Annotated in this window: 18 protein-coding genes; 6 read left to right on the top strand and 12 right to left on the bottom strand. The window is 65.7% G+C overall.

Translation table 11 applies throughout. The features are described from left to right. Positions 1–8 precede the first annotated feature (8 nt). The 10 genes from FNJ84_RS17370 to FNJ84_RS17415 all read right to left on the bottom strand — a co-directional run bounded on the left by FNJ84_RS17370 (position 9) and on the right by FNJ84_RS17415 (position 8768). Positions 9–404, bottom strand: a complete 396-nt coding sequence (locus FNJ84_RS17370; protein WP_143794574.1) for a RidA family protein — start codon at positions 402–404, stop codon at positions 9–11. Further along, complete coding sequence (locus FNJ84_RS17375) at positions 397–786, bottom strand: thioesterase family protein (protein WP_143794575.1); 390 nt, start codon at positions 784–786, stop codon at positions 397–399. Before FNJ84_RS17375 ends, FNJ84_RS17370 begins: the two co-directional genes overlap by 8 nt. Then, complete coding sequence (locus FNJ84_RS17380) at positions 786–1919, bottom strand: acyl-CoA dehydrogenase family protein (RefSeq protein WP_143794576.1); 1134 nt, start codon at positions 1917–1919, stop codon at positions 786–788. The genes FNJ84_RS17375 and FNJ84_RS17380 overlap by 1 nt, the downstream gene beginning before the upstream one ends. 51 nt (positions 1920–1970) lie before the next feature. Beyond that, positions 1971–2783: an enoyl-CoA hydratase family protein gene (locus tag FNJ84_RS17385; RefSeq protein WP_143794577.1), complete on the bottom strand. Its 813-nt coding sequence runs from the start codon at positions 2781–2783 to the stop codon at positions 1971–1973. A 2-nt stretch (positions 2784–2785) separates the two neighbouring features. After that, complete coding sequence (locus tag FNJ84_RS17390; RefSeq protein ID WP_143794578.1) at positions 2786–3217, bottom strand: MarR family winged helix-turn-helix transcriptional regulator; 432 nt, start codon at positions 3215–3217, stop codon at positions 2786–2788. Further along, positions 3214–3939 (bottom strand): SDR family NAD(P)-dependent oxidoreductase, encoded by a 726-nt coding sequence (locus FNJ84_RS17395; protein ID WP_143794579.1) that lies wholly within the window; start codon positions 3937–3939, stop codon positions 3214–3216. The genes FNJ84_RS17390 and FNJ84_RS17395 overlap by 4 nt, the downstream gene beginning before the upstream one ends. A 136-nt stretch (positions 3940–4075) precedes the next feature. Beyond that, the gene (locus tag FNJ84_RS17400) at positions 4076–6361 is read right to left on the bottom strand and encodes a bifunctional salicylyl-CoA 5-hydroxylase/oxidoreductase (RefSeq protein ID WP_143794580.1); all 2286 of its coding nucleotides are present in this window, start codon (positions 6359–6361) and stop codon (positions 4076–4078) included. Positions 6362–6403: 42 nt separating this feature from the next. Continuing rightward, positions 6404–7093 (bottom strand): CbiX/SirB N-terminal domain-containing protein, encoded by a 690-nt coding sequence (locus tag FNJ84_RS17405; protein ID WP_143794581.1) that lies wholly within the window; start codon positions 7091–7093, stop codon positions 6404–6406. Next, complete coding sequence (locus FNJ84_RS17410) at positions 7090–7653, bottom strand: DUF4202 domain-containing protein (RefSeq protein ID WP_143794582.1); 564 nt, start codon at positions 7651–7653, stop codon at positions 7090–7092. Before FNJ84_RS17410 ends, FNJ84_RS17405 begins: the two co-directional genes overlap by 4 nt. A 110-nt stretch (positions 7654–7763) precedes the next feature. Continuing rightward, on the bottom strand, positions 7764–8768 hold the full coding sequence (locus tag FNJ84_RS17415) for an FAD-binding oxidoreductase (RefSeq protein WP_143794583.1): 1005 nt from the start codon (positions 8766–8768) through the stop codon (positions 7764–7766). Between the two features lie 28 nt (positions 8769–8796). Between FNJ84_RS17415 and mnmD the strand changes: the two genes are divergently transcribed. Together mnmD and FNJ84_RS17425 are read left to right on the top strand one after the other, a co-directional pair. Then, complete coding sequence (mnmD, locus tag FNJ84_RS17420) at positions 8797–9471, top strand: tRNA (5-methylaminomethyl-2-thiouridine)(34)-methyltransferase MnmD (RefSeq protein WP_143794584.1); 675 nt, start codon at positions 8797–8799, stop codon at positions 9469–9471. Positions 9472–9477: 6 nt separating this feature from the next. Further along, entirely contained in the window at positions 9478–10461 is a 984-nt protein-coding gene (locus FNJ84_RS17425) for an alpha/beta fold hydrolase (RefSeq protein WP_143794585.1), read from the top strand. Positions 10462–10483: 22 nt separating this feature from the next. Here FNJ84_RS17425 and FNJ84_RS17430 read toward each other — a convergent pair whose 3' ends face one another. Together FNJ84_RS17430 and FNJ84_RS17435 are read right to left on the bottom strand one after the other, a co-directional pair. After that, complete coding sequence (locus tag FNJ84_RS17430; protein WP_143794586.1) at positions 10484–11209, bottom strand: rhomboid family intramembrane serine protease; 726 nt, start codon at positions 11207–11209, stop codon at positions 10484–10486. 6 nt (positions 11210–11215) lie between these two features. After that, positions 11216–11788 (bottom strand): hypothetical protein, encoded by a 573-nt coding sequence (locus FNJ84_RS17435; RefSeq protein ID WP_185968581.1) that lies wholly within the window; start codon positions 11786–11788, stop codon positions 11216–11218. A gap of 38 nt (positions 11789–11826) precedes the next feature. On the opposite strand from FNJ84_RS17435, the gene FNJ84_RS17440 reads away from it, so the two are divergent. Genes FNJ84_RS17440 through FNJ84_RS17455 form a run of 4 tightly spaced genes read left to right on the top strand, consistent with a single transcriptional unit; the run spans position 11827 to position 15074 of the window. Beyond that, positions 11827–13095: a 4-aminobutyrate--2-oxoglutarate transaminase gene (locus FNJ84_RS17440; protein WP_143794588.1), complete on the top strand. Its 1269-nt coding sequence runs from the start codon at positions 11827–11829 to the stop codon at positions 13093–13095. A gap of 15 nt (positions 13096–13110) precedes the next feature. Beyond that, positions 13111–13356 carry an MFS transporter gene (locus FNJ84_RS17445; RefSeq protein ID WP_143794589.1) on the top strand — a complete coding sequence of 82 codons (246 nt, stop codon included), beginning with the start codon at positions 13111–13113 and terminating at the stop codon, positions 13354–13356. Positions 13357–13389: 33 nt separating this feature from the next. Continuing rightward, complete coding sequence (locus FNJ84_RS17450; protein ID WP_143794590.1) at positions 13390–14316, top strand: ABC transporter ATP-binding protein; 927 nt, start codon at positions 13390–13392, stop codon at positions 14314–14316. Beyond that, positions 14313–15074 (top strand): ABC transporter permease, encoded by a 762-nt coding sequence (locus tag FNJ84_RS17455; protein ID WP_143794591.1) that lies wholly within the window; start codon positions 14313–14315, stop codon positions 15072–15074. Before FNJ84_RS17450 ends, FNJ84_RS17455 begins: the two co-directional genes overlap by 4 nt. Positions 15075–15076: the final 2 nt, after the last annotated feature.

A 15076-nucleotide genomic window follows, 5' to 3' on the forward strand; every position in this document is an offset into this window, starting at 1 on the left:
TCTCCCGCTTAGTCAGGAATAACGGCGGTGGCCTCGATCTCGACCTTGGCGCGGTCCTCGACCAGCGCCACGACCTGCACCAGCGCCATGGCCGGGTAATGCCGCCCGATCGTATCACGATAGGCCGCGCCTATCTCGCGCAGCGCATCCAGATATTCGCGCTTGTCGGTCACATACCAGGTCAGCCGCACCAGATGTTCGGGGCCCGCGTCGCCTTCGGCCAGCACGGCCAAGACATTTTCCAACGCCTGCCGCACCTGAGCGGCGAAATCGTCGCTTTGAAACTGCTGATCGGCATCCCAGCCCACCAGCCCGCCGGTAAAGATCATCCGCCCACGCGCCGCGATCCCGTTGGCGTAACCCACGGCGCGCTTCCAATGGGCGGGGTGCAGTTCCTCATGCATGATCGGCCTCCAATATCTTGCGGATGGTGTCGGGGATGGCCGAGGGCTTGAACCCGGCCTCCATCCAGACGACGGTAACCCGCGCGTCGATCCGGTCCTCGGCATTCAGGCGAAAGCGGATGCTGCTGCGCCCCAGATGCTCGACGCCGAGAACCCATTCCACCCGGTCGCCAAGCCGCGAAGGCTTGCGGAAATCCATCTCAAGCCGCACGGCGGGAATGCCCTGACCGGCGGCCACCATCTGGTGAAAGGGATGCTTCAGCACGTCGATGAAATAATTTTCCACGACGTGATTCACCATCTCGGCATAACGCGGGTAAAAGACGATCCCCGCCGGGTCGCAATGGCAGAATTCGATCTGGATCACGCGGGAATAAGCCATCAGTTTCCTCCCAATACGCTGCGCGCAATGACCAGCTTCTGCACGTCGCTGGCCCCTTCATAGATGCGCAGCGCCCTGATCTCACGATAAAGGCTCTCGACCGCCATCCCGACCCGCACCCCGTCGCCGCCGAACAGTTGCACCGCCTGATCAATGACGGATTGCGCAGCCTCGGTGGCATAAAGCTTGGCCATCGCCGCCTCGCGGGTGATCCGCGCCGCACCCCGATCCTTAGCCCATGCAGCGCGATAGACCAGCAGCGCGGCGGCATCCACCTTCAACGCCATATCTGCGATATGCCCCTGAACCATCTGCAACTCGGCCATCGGCGCGCCGAACAACTGCCGTTCGGTCACCCGCGCCATCGCCTCGTCCAGCGCCCGCCGGGCAAAGCCCAAAGCCGCCGCCCCGACCGTCGGCCGGAAATGATCCAGCACGGTCATCGCGATCCGGAACCCACCGCCCGCCTCGCCGATCAGCGCCTCCTCGGGCAGCCGCAGATTGCTCAGGCGCAGATGCGCCAGCGGATGCGGCGCCATGACCTCGATCCGGCTGACGACTTCCAACCCCGGCGTATCGGCGGGCATCAAGAAGGCCGACAAACCCTTCGCGCCCGCAGCGTCGCCCGTCCGAGCAAAGATCACATAGACATCCGCAATCCCGCCATTCGAGATATAGGTCTTGTCGCCGTTCAGAACCCAATCCGCCCCATCGCGAACCGCCACGGTGCTGGTCCGAGCCACATCGGACCCCGACCCCGGCTCGGTCAGCGCAAAGCCCGAAATCGCAGCGCCTTCCCGCGTGCGCCCCAACCATTCCCGCTGCTGGGGCGAGCCGAACAGCGTCACCGCCCCCATCCCCAGCCCCTGCATGGCAAAGGCAAAATCCGCCAACCCGTCATGCCGCGCCAGCGTCTCGCGGATCAGGCAGAGGCTGCGGATATCCAGACTGTCTCCGCCCGAGTGCTGCAACCAACCACCCGCCCCAAGCGCCGCCACCAGCCCGCGACAGGCCGCATCCACATCCCCATGATCGACCGGCAGATTGGCCGAGGCCCAGGCCTCCAGCCCCGCCGCCAATTCGCGATGCCGATCCTCGAAAAACGGCCAATCCAGAAAGCTTTGATCCATCATCCGTGCCCAAATATCCTGCGGGGGTCCGGGGGTGCAAAACCCCCGGCTCCGTCAGTTCCCCTCGAAAACCGGCGTCTCCTTGGCGACGAAGGCCCGATAGGCCCGCTCGAAATCGCGGGTCTGCATGCAGATCGCCTGAGCCTGCGCCTCGGCCTCGATCGCCTGATCCAGCCCCATGTTCCATTCCTGGTTCAACTGCGTCTTGGTGATCCCATGCGCCCAAGTAGGCCCCGCCGCGATGGCTCGCGCCAACTCCATGGCCGCCCCTTCGACATCCTCATGCAGACTGTTCCAGAAGCCCCACCGCTCGCCCTCTTCGGCGCGCAGCACCCGGCCCGTATACAGCAGTTCGGCCGCCCGGCCCTGACCGACGATCCGGGGCAGCATCGCGCAGGCCCCCATGTCGCAGCCCGCCAGCCCGACCTTGGTGAACAGGAACGCCGCCTTGGCCGAGGGCGCCGCCAGCCGTAGATCGCTGGCCATCGCCATGATCGCCCCCGCACCGACGCAAATCCCCTCGACGGCGGCGATCACCGGCTTGCCGCAATGGATCATCGACTTGACCAACTCCCCGGTCATCCGGGTAAAGGCCAGCAGTTCGGGCATCTCCATCCCGACCAGCGGTCCGATGATCTCATGCACATCGCCGCCGGAACTGAAATTCCCGCCATTCGAGGCCAGCACGACCACATCCACATCACTCGCATGGGCCAGCGCGCGGAAGGTTTGCCCCAATTCGGCATAGCTGTCGAAGGTCAAGGGGTTCTTGCGCTCGGGTCGGTTCAGCCGGATCACGGCGATGCGGTCGGTCACGCGCCACAGGAAATGTTGCGGGACCAGCCCCGCCATCTGGATCGGTTTCATCTTTATCCCTTTCCCGCCCGCGCCAATATCTCGCGCATGGTCTCTAAATCGCTGTCGCTCAGGCCATCGAAAATCGCATCGACCTCGGCCTCATGCCCCTCGGCCATCGCCTCGAATGCGGCCAGCCCGGCGGGCGTCAGCCGCACGCGGATGCGGCGGCGGTCGCCATCCTCGGCCTCGCGCCGGGCCATGCCATCGGCCTCCAGCCGGTCGACCACGGCGGTCGCGTTGCCGTTCGACACCAGCAGCATGCGCGACAGTTCCGACATGGTCACGCCCTCGCGCCGCCGCCACAAGGCCGCCATCACGTCGAAACGCGGCAGGGTGGTCGCATGTTCGCGGCGCAGATAGTCGCGCAGGCGGTTCTCGGCGGCGCGGGTGACGCCCAGCATCCTGATCCACAGCTTCAGCCGGCGCTTGGAAAGCTCGCTCATGCGCTTTCGCCCCCGTCCAGCACGATGGCCTGCCCGTTCACGCTGCAAGCCGCGTCCGAGGCCAGCCACATCGCCGCCGCCGTCACCTCCGCAGGCGCGATCAGCCGCCCCTGAGGGTTCCGCCCGGCCAGCGCCGCAATGGCCTGATCGCGGCTTCGCCCGGTCTTTTCCATGACATTGGCAATGCTGCGCCCGGTCATCTCGGTATCCAGATAGCCGGGGCAGATGGCGTTGGCGGTGATGCCCTTCTTCGCCACCTCATGCGCCAGAGACCGCACCAGCCCCATGACCCCATGCTTGCTGGCCGCATAGGGCGCGGCATAGGCCGCCCCGCGAATGCCGGTGATCGAGCAGATGGCGATCAGCCGCCCGCCCTCGGCCATCTGCGCCAGACCATGCTGGAAGGTAAGGAAAACCCCGGTCAGGTTGGTGGCAATCATGCGGTTCCAGTGATCCAGCGTGACCTTGGCGAAAGGCGCTGCCTCGGCCACGCCGGCATTGGCGATGACGATCTGGCAGGGGCCAGCCTCGGCAAAGATCGCGGCGATCTGGTCAGGGTTGCTGACATCGCCGGTGATGGCGCGGATATTGCCGCCCGCGACCCGGTCCAGCGTGTCGCGGTTGCGCCCGGTGATGACGACCTCGTGCCCGGAGGCCGCGAAGGCGCGGGCCATGTCGGCGCCGGTGCCGGTGCCGCCGCCGGTGATCAACACGCGGCTCATGGGTGGCCTCTCAAAGTGCTGCGGTTCAACCGTTCCGCCCGGTGGGCATCACCGGGCAGCGCCCGACCGCCCCTCCGGGCGGGCGCTTCGCTTTCCGCCCGCGGCCGGTCGCTGCCCTCATTTTGCAGCACAACCGTCAAACCCGGATCTCCTCGGCTTCGCGTTCGGCCAACCGCCAGGCCTGATCCCGGCCCGCCAGATAGGGCAGGGGCCAATCAGTCCCCTTGTCGCCCAGCTTCACCGCCGCGCGCAGCGTCCAATAGGGATCGGCGAGGTGAGGCCGCGCAAGGCAGACCAGATCGGCGCGGCCCGCCATCAGGATGCCATTCACATGATCCGGCTCATAGATATTGCCCACGGCCATCGTGGCGATCCCGGCCTCGTTGCGGATGCGATCCGAAAACGGCGTCTGGAACATCCGGCCATAGACAGGCCGCCCCTCGGTGCTGGTCTGCCCGGCGGAGACGTCGATGATATCCGCCCCCGCCGCGCGGAACAGGCGCGCGATTTCCACCGCTTCCTCGGGCGTCACGCCATGATCGCCGACCCAATCGCAGGCGCTGATGCGGACGGACATGGGCTTTTCGGCGGGCCAGATGGTGCGCATGGCGGCAAAGACCTCCAGGGGCCAGCGCATGCGGTTTTCCAGCGAGCCGCCATAGTCATCCTCGCGCCGGTTCGAGACGGGCGAGATGAAGCTGCTGATCAGATAGCCATGGGCCGCGTGCAACTCGACCATGTCGAACCCCGCCCGCGCGGCCATCTCGGTCGCGGCGACGAACTGGTCGCGGACCTGATCCATATCGGCGCGGGTCATAGCCTGTGGCACGGCATTTCCCGCCGCCCACGGGATCGCGCTGGAGGAAAGCAGCGGCCAGTTGCCCTCAGGCAGGGGCTGGTCCATCCCTTCCCACCCGATCCGGGTGCTGCCCTTGCGGCCCGAATGGCCGATCTGGCAGCAGATTTTCGCGTCGGTTTCCTGATGCACGAAATCGGTGATCTCGCGCCATGCCGCCTCGTGCTCGGGGGCATAGAGGCCGGGGCAGCCCGGCGTGATGCGGCCCTCAGGCGAGACGCAGGTCATCTCGGTATAGACCAGCCCGGCGCCGCCCTTGGCGCGTTCGCCGTAATGGACCAGATGCCAGTTGGTCGGGCGACCATCGACGGCCTTGTATTGCGCCATGGGCGAGACGACGACGCGATTTTTCAGCGCCATGTCGCGTAGCGCGAAGGGGGCGAACATCGGCGCGCGGCCGGGCTGACCGCCAGCCTGTTCCTGAAACCAGTCCTCGGCGCGGGCGACCCAATCGGGGTCACGCAGGCGCAGGTTTTCATGGCTGATCCGCTGGCTGCGCGTCAGCAGGGAATAGGTGAACTGGATCGGGTCGAGGTTCAGGTAACGCTCGACCTGCTCGAACCATTCAAGGCTGTTGCGGGCGGCGGATTGCAGGCGCAGGACCTCGAGTCGCCGTTCCTCTTGATAGCGTTCAAAGGCCGCTTCCATCGTCGGTTCGGAATGCAGGTATTCGGCCAGCGCGATGGCGCTGTCAAAGGCCAGCCGCGTGCCCGAGCCGATCGAAAAATGTCCCGTCGCCGCTGCATCGCCCATCAGCACGACATTGCCGTCATACCAGCGATCACAGATGACGCGGGGAAAGTTCATCCACACCGCCGAGCCGCGCAGATGCGCCGCATTCGAGATCAGATCATGCCCGCCAAGGTGACCCTCAAAGACCTGACGACAGGTTTCAACGGTCTGCTCCTTGGTCATGTCCGCGAAGCCGAAATTATCCCATGTCTCTTGGCCGCATTCGACGATGAAGGTCGCGGTCTCGTCGTCGAATTGATAAACATGCGCCCAGACCCAGCCATGGGGCGTCTTCTCGAAGATGAAGGTAAAGGCGTCGTTGAATTTCTGGCGGGTGCCGAGCCAGATGAACTTGGCCAGCCGCATGTCGATATCGGGCTTGAAGGTCGCCGCATATTCCGTGCGCACACGGCTGTTCAGCCCGTCCGAGGCGACGATCAGGTCGTAATCGTTGCGGTAATCCTCGGCGCTGGTGAATTCGGTCTCGAAGCGCATCTCGACGCCCAGCTCCGCCGCGCGGGCCTGCAACAGCGTCAGCATCTTCTTGCGCCCGATGCCAGCAAAGCCATGCCCGCCCGAGACATCGCGCCGCCCCTCGCGGATCACGGCTATATCGTCCCAATAGATGAAGTTCTGCCGGATGGCCTCGGTCGATTGCGGGTCGTTCTTCTGCATGCGTTCCAGCGCATCATCGGACAGGACAACGCCCCAGCCAAAGGTGTCATTGGCGCGGTTGCGCTCGATCACCGTGACCTGATGGGCCGGGTCGCGCAGCTTCATCGACATGGCGAAATAAAGACCCGCAGGCCCGCCGCCGAGGCAGAGAATCTTCATGAAGGCACCTCCCATGCGCGGGAAAGTGGCATGGGTGCGAAATTATTTCAAGTTTGAAATTTCTGCGCGGAGGGCATCGGCGATGAGGCGCGGAACCTGTGGGTTCAGCCCGATGGGGTCGAGGCGCGGGCCGGTGAAACCGGCCTGGTCCAGCGCGTTCGGAAGGTCGTCAAGCACGTGATCGGCCTTGAGCGCGAAAAGCGGCAGGCTGACGGCGCGGGTCAGGCCACGGGCAGCGTCGGCGATGAAGGGGGCCTGTTCGACAAAGCCGGTGACGACGCGGGCGAAATCGGGGGCGAGTTGCGCGGCCAGTGCCGAGGTGATGGTGAAACTCGCCTGTGAACGCTGAGAGCCGTGGGCGGTCAGCAGCAGTGTTGTGTCCTGTGGCTGCCAGCCTTGCGTTGCGGCGGCGGCATGGGCGGTGGCCACGATCAGCGGGGGCAGGGCGGGGTCGGTGCCGAAGGGGCGCAGGATGCGGGCACCCGTCGCGCCGACCTTGGCGAGGCGGCGGGGCAGTTCGGTGCCGGTGAACCAGCCTTCGGCCATGAACATGGGATAGATCAGGCTGTCAGGATCGGCGGCTGTGGCCAAGGCACCGGGCATGGCCAGCGTGGCGCCTGCGACGGGGCAGCCGGGGTTTTCGGAGGCGACCTGTGCGGCAAGGTCACGGATCGCCTGCTCCTGCGGCTCGGGGTCGCCGGGCTGGCCGTGCGAGACGATGACGGCCTTCATTCGGCGCGGAAATATTGCGCGAAATGGTCCGGCATGGGGAATTCCTGTAAGGCGCGGGCGCGGCCCTCGGGCGACATCTTCGCGGCGGTTTTCTCGATGATGCGGGGCATTTTATCATCGGGCTGCTCGGCCATGAAATCGCCCAGATACCAGCGGATGAAGGTGAAACAGATCACATCCTCCAGCGCCTGCACCTCGGGGTCGCGCTTGATCCCCTGCTTGGTCAGCATCTTGCGGACGCGGTCGATGTCGTCGCCGTGATAGCCGGCCTCTTCCATGATCCCGCCGACCCGGTCGGCATGGCGGCGGCCCTGTTCGGTGCGCCAGTGCAGATAGCCGGCGCGGTCCATGGGATAATCGTGGCGCGGCAGTTTCCAGCGCTCGATATGCTGGCCCCGGCAGGCGATTTGCAGCGGCTCGCTGGCATCGGGGACCAGCCGGACCTGTTCCTCGGTCATGCGCTGGCCGTAAAGCAGCGCGGCGGGGTGGCCGTGTTCCAGCGTGGGGTCGTGGGCATTGGCCTTGTCGATGGCAGCGAAGGCGGTTTCAAGCGGGGTCATGGTGGTCCTCCGGGCTGTGCTGACAGTGTCGCAGGGGCGCGGGGTGGTCGCAAGCGGGGATGTGGCCCGCGGGGGCGCTTCGCCCCCCGCACCCCCCGAGGATATTTGGATCAAAGCGAGGGCAGAAGCCGGAAATCGGCGGGGATGGCATCTTTGCCGTCGAGGATCAGGTCGGCCATGATCGCGGCGATCTTCGGGGCCATGCCGAAGCCGATCTTGAAGCCGCCATTGGCGACATAGTGGCCGGGGCGGCCCGGCCAGGCACCCAGCAGCGGGGCGCGGGATGTCGAGCGGGGGCGGATGCCGGCCCATGTCTCGATCAGGGGGGCGTCGGCGAGTGCTGGGCACAATGTGCGGGCGCGGGTGATCAAGCTGTGGATCTGGTCGTCGGGGCGGTCATGGGTGAAGCTGTTCTCGCTGGTCGAGCCGATGGCGGTGGTGCCGTCGTCATGGGGGACGATGTAGAGCCCATCGGCGAAGATATGCGGGCTGGCGGGCAGGGCAAAGTCCAGCAATGCCGACTGGCCCTTGACGCCCTTGCCCTGATTCAGGCTCAGCAGGCCAGGGGTCCCCGTCGCCCAGAGCACGGGGCCGGGCAGGCTTTCGGGGGCGGGGTGGTTTTCGATCACCTCGCCGCCTTTGGCGCGGATTGCGGCGGCAAGCGCTGCAAGGGCCGCGCGCGGGTTCAGCCGGGCCGTCAGGTCGTCATGCAGCCACAGGCCGGGAGTGGCCAGCGGCGTCTGGGGTGCGTCGGTCAGGTGCATGCCCAGATCGGCGGGCCAACGGATCGCGGCGGCCTCGATCCGGGGGCCGAGCGCCTGCGGGTCGGTCACGGGTTGCAACCTGCCGGTGCGGGCGAAGCCGGTGGGCTGGCCGGATGCGCGCTGCACCTCGGCCCAAAAGGCGGGGGCGATCAGCAGGCTGTCCAGCTGAAAGGCCTTCTTGTCGTTCCAGTTGTCGGGCGCATGGGGGGCCAGTGCGCCGATATGGCCGCCGGATGCGCCCGCGCCGATCCCGCGGGCCTCATGGACGCGGACCCGCGCACCGCGCCGCGCCATTTCCCATGCGCAGGCCAGGCCGAAGATGCCGCCGCCGATCACAGTTACGCTTGCCAAGCCCCGCGCCTTTCCCATAGCTGCCAGCATGAACGAGTTACCTGATCGCGGGACGCGGGACCAGCCGGAGCTGGACTGGAAAGAGGGCGGCGTGCCGGTCTCGACCCGGTTCGACGATCCCTATTTCAGTCTTGCCGGCGGTCTGGCCGAGACAGGCCATGTCTTTCTGGCCGGCAACGACCTGCCGGCGCGGCTGCGGCCCGGCTTTCATGTGGCCGAACTGGGCTTTGGCACGGGGTTGAACCTGCTGGCGCTGGCGCGAATCGCGACTGTGCCGCTGCGGTTCACCAGTTTCGAGGCATTTCCGATGAGCGCGGTGCAGATGGAGCGCGCCCATGCGGCCTTTCCCGAGCTTGCCGGGCTTGCGGCGCAGTTGCGGGCAGGTTGGCCGGGGCGTTCGATGCAGGTCGGGCTGGTCGAGGCTCGGGTCGTCATCGGTGATGTTCGCCAGACGCTGCCGGCATGGGACGGCCAGGCGGATGCGTGGTTTCTGGATGGGTTCTCGCCCGCCAAGAACCCCGAGATGTGGGGCGAGGATGTTCTGGCCGAGATCGGCCGACACACGGCGCCATGCGGCAGCTTTGCCACCTATACGGCGGCAGGTCATGTGCGGCGCGGGCTGGCTGCGGCGGGTTTCACGGTTGAACGGCGGGCGGGGTTTGCCGGCAAGCGGCACATGTCGGTTGGGATTTTTCAGGGGTGATTGCCGATGCGCAGGGTGTTGTATTTCTTTCTTGGGCTGCTGATCGGGGTCGTGCTTGTCGCGGCCGGATTCCGGGTGGCGGCGGCGCTGCGCGAGAGCGATCCCTTGCAGGTCGTCTTGCCGGCCGAGGGGCGGATCGTCCAGACCGATGCTGGTGCGCTGCATGTCATCGAGATGGGGCCGCCCGATGGGCCACCTTTGCTGTTTCTGCATGGAACCGCGGCCTGGTCGGGTTTGTGGCAGCCGGTGCTGGGTGCAATGGCTGCGCAAGGGTATCGGGCCATCGCGCTGGACATGCCGCCCTTTGGCTTTTCCGAACGCAGCCCCGGTGACAGCCATGACCGGGCCGCCCAGGCCGCGCGTATTCTGGCGCTGCTGAAGGCATTGCAGGTGCGGCCGGTGCTGGTCGCCCACTCCTTTGGTGCCGGGCCGGGGGTCGAGGCCGTCATGCAGGCGCCCGATGCCTTTGCCGGATTGGTCGTGGTCGACGGCGCGTTGGGGATCGGCGGCGCGGCCGGGTCCGCCGATCTGCCCCTGCCGCTGAAGAACCGCTTTCTGCGCGAGGTGATTGTGGCGAATACCGTGACCAACCCGTTTCTGACGCGGCGGCTTCTGGCCTCGTTCCTGCATGTGAAATCCGCCGCGACCGAGGAGGTCGCCACCGTCTTGCGGCAACCGATGACGCGGCAGGGCAGCACGGCGGCCTTTGCGGCGTGGCTACCCTCGTTATTGGTGCCCGATCGGGGGGCGCAAAGCGTGCGGGCGGCCAGCTATGGCGCGTTGTGTCTGCCCACGGTGTTCCTGTGGGGGGCCGAGGATACCGTCACACCGCTGGATCAGGGGCGCGAGGCGGCGGCGCTGGTGCCGGGGGCCGCGTTGCTGGTGATGTCCGGGGTGGGGCATATTCCGCAATTGGAGGCACCGGATGTATTCCTGACGGCATTGGGCATGGCGCTTGACCGGGTCGAGGGGCGCGGGCCGACCTGCTAGCATGCGCTGGCATCGCGACCCGTCAGCGCCGCACCTGCGGGATGCGGCTTGGCGGATAGGCGATGGCGGGGTGCGGAGGGTGGCCATGGGTGCGCTGCCAGAAATTCGGCCCGCCGCGACGCAGGAACAGGGGCAGGGCCAGGATCGTGCCGGCCAAGAAGCCGCCTGCATGGGCCCAATAGGCCACGCCGCCCTCGGCCCCAAGGGTGGCAAAGCCGCCAAGGATCTGGATGCCCAGCCACAGGCCCAGCATCACCCAAGCGGGCAGGGTAAAGATCTTGATGATAATGACGATGATCACCAGCACATCGACGCGGGCACGCGGAAACAGTAGCAGATAGCCACCCATGACCCCGGCAATCGCGCCCGAGGCCCCGACCATCGGCACGCCCGATGACGGGTCGGGGATGATCTGCGCGAATGCCGCCGCCAAGCCGCAGGCCAGATAGAAGGCCAGAAACCCCAGATGTCCCATCTGGTCTTCCAGATTGTCACCGAAGATCCACAGAAACAGCATATTGCCGCCGATATGCATCAACCCGGCATGCAGGAACATATGCGTGACCAGCCCCGAAAGCAGATAGCCCTCGGTCACGGCGGCCGGATACAGCGCCAGCCGCTCCCACAGGCCCAGCATGTTTCCCGCCCATGGCATCGTCAGCAGGAACATGACGACATTCACGATGATCAGCCCGATGGTGACATAGGGCGTGCGCATGGACGGGTTGTGATCGCGAATGGGGAACATCCAGGGTCAGCTTCCCGCCGGCCTGCGGCGCAGGATCATCAGTTGTTGCCCGCCGCCGATCACCTGAACGGTGCCCGGTTGTGCCCCCCGCGAGATGTTCCTGGCCTGGCCCACGGCCTGATAAAGCGCCGCGTCCAGCCGCATGCCCGGTTCCTCGCACCCGATCAGGGTCGATATGCCGCCTTGTGGATCGCCCGGCAGCCCCAGGGGCGCAAAGACAAGCCCGCCTGCGGCATTGCATCCCTTAAAGCTGACGCTGTCGCCGGCCACACGGATGGTTGCCTGACCGGCGTTCAGCCCCATCCCGTTCAGGATCAGCACATCCCAGGCCGACCCATTCGGCATCAGCATATGCGCCTGGGCACTGCCCGAGGGCAGCGGCAGGTCAGCGGACGCCGCCCCGGCCGGAGGCTGCGATACGGGCGCGCAGCCAGCGGCGGCAAGTGACAGCGCAAGAAGAATGACGCGCAATCCCATCGGCTTGATCCCCCGTTTCAACGGCTCTGATCCTGACCCGCCAGCGCCGGCAAGGCAAGCGCGACGATCCGTGCGCTTGCCGGGGCTGGACAGTTGGCGCAAGGCGGATATCCTCGCGGCCGAGTTTCAGGAGAGACGCCATGACCACCATGACCGACCGCAAGAATGCCGCCATCTCGCGCGGCGTCGGGATGACCACGCAGATCTATGCCGACCGTGCCGAGAATGCCGAAATCTGGGACAAGGACGGCAACCGCTATATCGACTTTGCCGCCGGGATCGCGGTGGTGAATACCGGCCACCGCCACCCCAGGGTGATTGCGGCGGTCAAGGACCAGCTGGATCGTTTCACCCATACCTGCCACCAGGTCGTGCCATACGAGAACTATGTCGCCCTGGCTGAACGTCTGAACGCATTGGTCCCCGGCGACTTCCCGAAAAAGACCATTTTCGCCACGACGGGGGCCGAGGCGGTGGAAAACGCCGTGAAGATTGCGCGCCACTATACCGGCCGTCCGGGCATTGTCAGCTTTGCAGGTGGCTTTCACGGCCGCACCTTCATGGGGATGGCGCTGACCGGCAAGGTCCAGCCCTATAAGGCCGGCTTCGGGCCGATGATGAATGATGTCTGGCACCTGCCTTTCCCCAACCCGCTGCATGGCGTGACCGAGGCCGACGCGCTGGCCGCGCTTGACCGCCTGTTCAAGGCCGATCTGGAGCCGGGCCGGGTCGCCGCCATCATCGTCGAGCCGGTTCAGGGCGAAGGCGGCTTCTATGAGGTGCCGGCCGGTTTCATGCAGAAGCTGCGGCAGGTCGCCGACCAGCACGGCATGCTGCTGATCGCGGATGAGGTTCAGACCGGATTCGCCCGCACCGGCAAGCTGTTCGCGATGGAACATCACGGCGTCGCGGCCGATCTGACGACCATGGCCAAGGGTCTGGGCGGCGGCTTCCCGATCAGCGCCGTGACCGGCCGCGCCGAGGTGATGGACAGCCCCAATCCGGGGGGTCTGGGTGGCACCTATGCCGGCAACCCGATCGCGGTGGCCGCAGCGCATGCCGTGCTGGACGTGATCGAGGAAGAGGGGCTGAACGAACGTGCCACACGCCTTGGCCAGCGGCTGAAGCAGCGCCTTGCGGCGTTGCAGGACGAGGTGCCGGAAATCATCGACATTCGCGGCCCCGGCTTCATGAACGCGGTCGAGTTCAACCTGGCCGGCACCGACAAGCCCAACCCAGATTTCGCCAACCGCGTGCGGGAAGAGGCGTTGAAGCGCAACCTGATCCTGCTGACCTGCGGGGTGTATGGCAACGTGATCCGTTTCCTTGCGCCGCTGACCATTCAGGATGCGGTTTTCGACGAGGCGCTTGATATTCTGGATGAAAGCGTCAAGGCCGCGCGCACCTGATCGCTCGCCTCGCGCTTGCGGCTGGTCGCCCAGGCTGGCGCGCCGGTGCATCGGCGCAGCGTGGTTTCGGGCGCGATCACTGCGGCCAATTTCGTCGGGCCATTCCTTTCGCCCATTGTCATACAGCCCTTGATCACCCATTTGGGCTATCGCGGTGCCTGTATGACAGGGGCGGTGGCTCTGGCCGTATTGGCGGCGGTGCTGGTGCTGACGCCAAGGCAGCAATCGCGCGTAATGGACAAGCCCGCCCGCACCGCATAGCGTCGCGCGGCACAAAACCCGAGGAGCCGCGACATGGGCGCGATCATCGAAGTCGATCACATCTCGAAGCAATATGGCAGCGGCACCAAGGCGCTGGACGATGTCAGCCTGACCATCGAGGAAGGCGAAATCCTGGCGCTGCTGGGACCGAATGGCGCGGGCAAGACCACGCTGATCTCGATCATCTGCGGGCTGGTCGTGCCGACCGGCGGCACTGTCCGTGTGGGTGGTCATGACATCCGCAGCGACTGGCGGGCGGCGCGCGAACTGATCGGGTTGGTGCCGCAGGAAATCTCGCTGGATCTGTTCGAGACTGTCGAGAACAGCGTGAAATTCTCGCGCGGGCTTTATGGCAAGGGCACCGATGCGGCCTATGTCGAACAGGTGCTACGCAGCCTGACCCTGTGGGACAAGCGCGATGCGCAGATCCGCGAGCTTTCGGGCGGGATGAAGCGCCGGGTCCTGATCGCCAAGGCGCTGGCGCATCGCCCGCGCGTGCTGTTTCTGGACGAGCCGACGGCCGGCGTCGATGTGACCCTGCGGCGCGAGATGTGGCAGGTGGTGCGGCAGCTGCGCGAGGATGGGGTGACGATCATCCTGACGACGCATTACCTGGAAGAAGCCGAGGAAATGGCTGACCGGGTGGGTGTCATCAACAAGGGCCAGCTGCTGCTGCTGCGCCCGAAATCCGACCTGATGGGCGAGTTCGGCTGCAAGACCCTGACGATCGAGATGGATCAGCCGCTGACCGCGCTGCCCGAGGGGCTGCGTGATCGCGACCTGATCCTGTCGGAGGACGGGCTGACCATCGGTTACAACTATGACACCCGCAGCGGGCGCAGCGGCATCGGCCGGCTGCTGGCCGATCTGTCGGCTGCGGGTATTTCCGTGCGCGACGTGGCGACGACTCAGTCCAGCCTGGAAGAAGTTTTCCTGAATCTGGTGGAGGAAAAGGCATGAACTGGCAGTCTGTCCGCGCCATCTACAAGAAGGAAATGATGCGGTTCTTCCGCACGCTGACGCAGTCGATCGCCTCGCCGGTGATCTCGACCACGCTGTATTTCGTGGTCTTCGGCGCCGCCATTGGTGGGCGGATCCAGTCGGTCGAGGGCATTCCCTATGGTGCCTTCATCGTGCCGGGCCTGATGATGCTGACGGTGTTGCAGCAATCGGTGGCCAATGCCAGCTTCGGCATCTATTTCCCCAAATTTTCTGGCACGATCTATGAACTGCTGGTTGCGCCGACCGGCTGGATCGAGGTTGCCCTGGGCTTTGTCGGCGCAGCGGCGACCAAGGCGATTTTCGTGGCGCTGCTGATTCTGGGCACCAGCTATTTCTTTGTCGACATGTCGGTGCAGCATCCGGTCTGGATGATGGTGTTCCTGATCCTGACAGCGGTGTGCTTTTCGCTGCTGGGCTTCATCATCGGGCTGTGGGCCAAGAATTTCGAGCAGTTGCAGATCATCCCGATGATGGTGATCACGCCCTTGGTCTTTCTGGGCGGGGCCTTCTATTCGGCCAATATGCTGCCGCCGTTCTGGGAACAGGTCGCCAAGCTTAACCCGGTGCTTTACCTGGTTTCGGGCTTTCGCTGGGCCTTTTTCGGGCTGGCCGATGTGCCGGTGGGGGTGTCTCTGGTCGCGGTGGCGATTATGACGGTGCTGCTGCTGGCGGCGATCCGCTGGATTTTCCTGACCGGCTGGCGGCTAAGGGAATAGGC

This window comes from Paracoccus sp. M683 (genome assembly GCF_007096355.1).
Taxonomy (GTDB): domain Bacteria; phylum Pseudomonadota; class Alphaproteobacteria; order Rhodobacterales; family Rhodobacteraceae; genus Paracoccus.

Coding starts and splice junctions, on each gene's coding strand:
- FNJ84_RS17440 (WP_143794588.1), top strand. CDS start 11,827: ATGACCACCATGACCGACCGCAAGAATGCCGCCATCTCGCGCGGCGTC.
- FNJ84_RS17400 (WP_143794580.1), bottom strand. CDS start 6,361: ATGAAGATTCTCTGCCTCGGCGGCGGGCCTGCGGGTCTTTATTTCGCC.
- FNJ84_RS17450 (WP_143794590.1), top strand. CDS start 13,390: ATGGGCGCGATCATCGAAGTCGATCACATCTCGAAGCAATATGGCAGC.
- FNJ84_RS17455 (WP_143794591.1), top strand. CDS start 14,313: ATGAACTGGCAGTCTGTCCGCGCCATCTACAAGAAGGAAATGATGCGG.
- FNJ84_RS17380 (WP_143794576.1), bottom strand. CDS start 1,919: ATGATGGATCAAAGCTTTCTGGATTGGCCGTTTTTCGAGGATCGGCAT.
- FNJ84_RS17385 (WP_143794577.1), bottom strand. CDS start 2,783: ATGAAACCGATCCAGATGGCGGGGCTGGTCCCGCAACATTTCCTGTGG.
- FNJ84_RS17405 (WP_143794581.1), bottom strand. CDS start 7,093: ATGAAGGCCGTCATCGTCTCGCACGGCCAGCCCGGCGACCCCGAGCCG.
- FNJ84_RS17430 (WP_143794586.1), bottom strand. CDS start 11,209: ATGTTCCCCATTCGCGATCACAACCCGTCCATGCGCACGCCCTATGTC.
- FNJ84_RS17390 (WP_143794578.1), bottom strand. CDS start 3,217: ATGAGCGAGCTTTCCAAGCGCCGGCTGAAGCTGTGGATCAGGATGCTG.
- FNJ84_RS17410 (WP_143794582.1), bottom strand. CDS start 7,653: ATGACCCCGCTTGAAACCGCCTTCGCTGCCATCGACAAGGCCAATGCC.
- FNJ84_RS17375 (WP_143794575.1), bottom strand. CDS start 786: ATGGCTTATTCCCGCGTGATCCAGATCGAATTCTGCCATTGCGACCCG.
- mnmD (WP_143794584.1), top strand. CDS start 8,797: ATGAACGAGTTACCTGATCGCGGGACGCGGGACCAGCCGGAGCTGGAC.
- FNJ84_RS17395 (WP_143794579.1), bottom strand. CDS start 3,939: ATGAGCCGCGTGTTGATCACCGGCGGCGGCACCGGCACCGGCGCCGAC.
- FNJ84_RS17370 (WP_143794574.1), bottom strand. CDS start 404: ATGCATGAGGAACTGCACCCCGCCCATTGGAAGCGCGCCGTGGGTTAC.
- FNJ84_RS17425 (WP_143794585.1), top strand. CDS start 9,478: ATGCGCAGGGTGTTGTATTTCTTTCTTGGGCTGCTGATCGGGGTCGTG.